This is a genomic window from Streptomyces sp. NPDC045956, assembly GCF_056430705.1.
On sequence record NZ_JBWKKZ010000029.1, the window covers coordinates 1 to 4,013 of the forward strand.

General features: G+C 70.7%; 6 protein-coding genes, 1 tRNA gene and 2 pseudogenes. All 9 read right to left on the reverse strand.

Annotated features, from left to right (window positions below; translation table 11 throughout):
* A pseudogene (locus AC07FV_RS34725) lies at positions 1-88 on the reverse strand (IS5/IS1182 family transposase); the annotation flags it as partial.
* 20 nt (positions 89-108) lie between these two features.
* Positions 109-537, reverse strand: a complete 429-nt coding sequence (locus AC07FV_RS34730) for a hypothetical protein (RefSeq protein ID WP_479091749.1) — start codon at positions 535-537, stop codon at positions 109-111.
* A 79-nt stretch (positions 538-616) separates the two neighbouring features.
* Entirely contained in the window at positions 617-829 is a 213-nt protein-coding gene (locus AC07FV_RS34735) for a hypothetical protein (RefSeq protein WP_042177088.1), read from the reverse strand.
* Positions 826-1,290 carry a hypothetical protein gene (locus tag AC07FV_RS34740; RefSeq protein WP_479091751.1) on the reverse strand — a complete coding sequence of 155 codons (465 nt, stop codon included), beginning with the start codon at positions 1,288-1,290 and terminating at the stop codon, positions 826-828. The genes AC07FV_RS34735 and AC07FV_RS34740 overlap by 4 nt, the downstream gene beginning before the upstream one ends.
* A gap of 233 nt (positions 1,291-1,523) precedes the next feature.
* Positions 1,524-1,871: a hypothetical protein gene (locus AC07FV_RS34745; protein ID WP_479091753.1), complete on the reverse strand. Its 348-nt coding sequence runs from the start codon at positions 1,869-1,871 to the stop codon at positions 1,524-1,526.
* 113 nt (positions 1,872-1,984) lie between these two features.
* Positions 1,985-2,057 (reverse strand) — tRNA-Arg (locus AC07FV_RS34750).
* A 146-nt stretch (positions 2,058-2,203) separates the two neighbouring features.
* Positions 2,204-2,848, reverse strand: coding sequence for an SDR family oxidoreductase (locus AC07FV_RS34755; RefSeq protein WP_479091755.1), 645 nt, complete (start codon positions 2,846-2,848; stop codon positions 2,204-2,206).
* A 53-nt stretch (positions 2,849-2,901) separates the two neighbouring features.
* Positions 2,902-3,882 (reverse strand): aldo/keto reductase, encoded by a 981-nt coding sequence (locus tag AC07FV_RS34760; RefSeq protein WP_479091756.1) that lies wholly within the window; start codon positions 3,880-3,882, stop codon positions 2,902-2,904.
* Between the two features lie 14 nt (positions 3,883-3,896).
* A pseudogene (locus AC07FV_RS34765) lies at positions 3,897-4,013 on the reverse strand (dehydratase); the annotation flags it as partial.

Below are 4,013 nucleotides of genomic sequence, written 5' to 3' on the forward strand. Positions count from 1 at the left end.
GCGGGCGAACCGGCGCTGGCGGCACCACCCGCTGGAACAGAGCCCACAGATCTTCCGGCGCCATCCGCTCGACAAGCGCAGCAGTCATCACCCCAAACTGCCGCAAGATCACGCCAAGTGAAATGGCGTCTTAATGAGGATGTCTGGGGGAGCGGTGGTCTTCTGGAGTTCCGCAAGGGCCCCGGCGACGAGGGGCAGGTCTGGGGAGCCCGGGCTGTAGTCGGCGTGCCGTCCCGGGAGGACCTCGTACCCGAGGAGGTCCCAGCCGGCCACCTCGATGTGCCAGTACAGGCGGGGGCAGGCGCGGGGGAGGTGTGGGTTGATCGCGGCCTCTCGACGCTGGGCCGGGGCCTGTGGGTGGTCGGTGGGGGTGCCCTTGACGAAGACCGGGTCATGATCGGTGTCGAGGAACGCGGCGATGCCCGAGTTCAGCCCTCCGTCGGCGGTGCGGGCGGCATGGATGGGACCCGCCTTGTCGGCGATGGCCTGGTGGGCCTCCACGGGAAGGTCGTGGAAGTGGCGGCGGATCATGGACACGGCGCGGTTCCTCGGAGAAGACGATGGGCTGCCCCGGCCAGCGTACGGCCGGGGCAGCGTGCCGGAGTGGAGCCCCGGTCTAGTAGGGCTGGTCGTCGCCAGCCGAGCAGCTGCACCCGGCGGACTCGGCGACGTCGACGTCCAGGTCGCCGATGATCTGGAACGTGCCCTCAGGGACCGGGGGCGCGGAGATGGGCACGGGCAGGGCGCCGGTGGCCTCTGCGGGCGGGCGCAGGCCGATGGTGACCGGGATCGGCGCGGGCCGGGTCAGGGTGGCGCTGGTGGGAGTCATGCTCCGTAACCTCCGTGTTGGCAGTAGAGCGATCGGTTGTCCCCCGCCTCCTGGTGGAGCTTGGCCAGCGGCCGGCATGTCCTGCAGGTGCCGACCTTCGAGCAGCCGGAGCATCCACCGGTGCGGAGCTGGAGGGACTCGGCGATGCCGCCGAGCCGGGGGAGGGCGGTCAGGCCCTCGGTCATGAGGTTCACGCTGGGGTCGCGGCCGATCTTGCAGACCGAGGCGACACCGTGCGGGTCGACGTGGAAGAAGGTGTGGCCGGCGTTGCAGCCGGTGAAGACACGGCGGGCGCGGACGTACTTCTGGGCCTGTGAGGCGAGCGGCTTCGCCTCTCCGTCGATCGTCGGGGACATGTTCGTGAAGACCTGGTACGGGAAGCCCCAGCGGTCTTCCACCAGGCGGACCATGTCGTCCACCTCGTGGGCGTTCTCCTCGGCGACGATGATGTTGATTCGCACGGGCAGGCCCGCTGCACGGGAAGAAGATGCACAAGCGGCGCTCCAAGCAGTTGGCCAAGGCGAAGGCCAAGCTGGAGAAGGCGGAGCGGAAGGCCCGAGAGGCCGCAGTAGCGGTGGCCGTTCTGGAGGAGGGCTCCGCGTGACGTGTGTCTGATCCGTGCTGGGAAACCGCGGTCAAGGGCGTCGTTCGTCGCTCCGCGCGGTGGCGCGGCGCACTCCGGACTGTCTTCGAGTCAGGTCAGCCGCGGCCGGAAAGCCTTTTCCCGTGCGCGGTCGACGGCCTCTGCGGTCGCATCGCCGGCCAGCCGCTCGATCTCGTGGGGTACCTCCCGTTGGTCAAGCACGAAGAGCCTGCCGTCGACGAGTCGAGTGGCCACCTTCCAGCCGAGACGTCCTCCGGCCTCCCGAGCGGCTTGTCGAAGGTCTTTGAGTTCACCCATCTCGGTAAGGTCCTCGCGGCCGAGAACCAGCTGGCCGTAGTAGCCCTCGTACATGGGGTTCAGGCCGGCGCGCATCAACGTCTCCAGCCGGTCGACCAGCTTCGCGTACCGGCGTCGGGCCAGCTCGTCCTCTGAGGGCATCTCGCACAGCTCCCCACCTCTGCCCGCAGCCGCGTGTGTGCCATATGTGTGCCGCGAGTACGAAGGCCCTCCCGTCCGATGGACGGAAGGGCCTCTGACCAGGTGTTTCTCTGTGCCCCCGGCAGGATTCGAACCTGCGACACCCGCTTTAGGAGAGCGGTGCTCTATCCCCTGAGCTACGAAGGCGAGGGCTTGGGGTCAAGCCCTGAGCGTCCGGGGCCGGCGGCTGCGGTGGGTGTGGCAGGGCCTGCCCGGGCGCTCGGTCCACAGGGTACCGGATCGAGGCGCGGGCGGGTGCTGCGTCATGGGGGTGTGGGGGTGAGGTGAACGGGTCAGGACAGTGAGGTCAGGGCGTCGGGGATCGGGCGGCCTCCGCCGGTGACCTCGAAGAGGCGGTCGTGCGTCGCGGCCGTGTCCAGGCAGGCGACGGCGACCGCGGCGAGGTCGGCGCGGCTGAGGGAGCCCTCCGGGACCTGGTCGCCGACGGTGATCAGGTCGGTGGCGGCGCCGTCGGTGAGCCACGGCGGGCGGATGACCGTCCAGGTCATGCCGGAGTTCGTGAGGTGGACGTCGGCGGTGTGCTTGGCGTGGCCGGTGGCGCGCAGGTAGCCCGGCGCTCGGGACGGGTCGCCGGAGCCCATCATCGAGACCTGGATCCAGCGCTTCACGCCCGCGGCGGACGCGGCGTCGATGGCCGTGACGATGCCCTGCCGGTCGATCAGGTCGGCCTGCTTCTTGGTCATGCTGCGGGTGGCGGCGGCGTTGATGACGACGTCGGTCTCCGCGAAGACCTCCGCGAAATGGTCACGGCCCGGGGTCGCCAGGTCGAGTGCCACGTACTCCACCGCGCCGGGGGCCGACTTCGCGGACTTGCCCGGCTTGCGGACGGCGCCGCGGACCGGGTGGCCCAGGGAGGTGAGGCGTTCGACGATGAGGCGCCCGGTGGATCCGTTCGCGCCGAGGACGGTGATGGTCATGGGTGGTTCCTTCGGGTCGGAGGTGAGGGGAGGGGCCGGGCGGAGCGTCGGTCTCACAGGTTCAGCGTGGCCATGCGGGCCGGGTCGTAGCGTTCGCCGACCACGGCGTCGGCGGTCACCGTCTCCGCCACGGTGCGGACGACGTCGTCCGTGAGGGGCAGTGCGGCGGCGCGCAGGTTCTCGTCGAGGTGGCCGCGCCGCCTGGTGCCGGGGATCGGCACGATGTCGGTGCCCTGGTGCAGCAGCCAGGCGAGGGCGAGCTGGGCGGGGGTGGCCTCGACCGTGGCGGCGAGGGTACGCAGCCGCTCGACGAGGGTGAGGTTGGTGACGAGGCTGGCCTCCTGGAAGCGGGGCGCCAGGCGGCGGACGTCTCCCTCGGGGAACTGGCCGGGGCTCGTCACGGTGCCGGTGAGCAGGCCGCGTCCCATGGGGGAGTAGGCGACCAGGCCGATGCCCAGCTCGCGCAGGACGGGCAGGTGCTCCGCCTCGATGCCCCGGCTGAACAGGGAGTACTCGTACTGGCCGGCGGTGATCGGGTGGACCGCGTGGGCCCGCCGGACGGTCGTCGGGGCGGCCTCCGAGATGCCCAGGTGCCGCACCTTGCCCGCCGCGACCAGCTCCGAGAGCGCACCCCAGGTCTCCTCGACGGGGACCTGCGGGTCGATGCGGTGCTGGTAGTACAGGTCGATGTGGTCGACGCCGAGGCGCCGGAGGGAGGCGTCGCAGGCCGATCGTACGTAGTCGGGGCGGCCGTTGATGCCCTTCATGGTGCCGTCCGGCAGGCGTTCGACGCCGAACTTGGTCGCGAGGACGACCTCGTCCCGGCGGTCCGCGATCGCCCGGCCGACGAGCCGCTCGTTGGTGAACGGCCCGTACATGTCGGCGGTGTCGAGCAGCGTGACGCCCTGGTCCAAGGCGTGGTGGACGGTGGCGAGCGACTCGGCGTCGTCGCCGGGACCGTAGAGGTCGCTCATGCCCATGCAGCCGAGGCCGAGAGCCGGGACGGTGAGGGTGGACAGCCGGTGCTGGAGCATCGTTCTCCTGTCGGTCAGGCGAGGCGTACGACGGCTCGGGACATGCCGAGGACCTTCTGGCCGGCGCTGGTGGCGGTGAGGTCGACGCGGACGGTGTGGTCGTCGAGCTTGGCCGCGACCTTGCCGCTGAC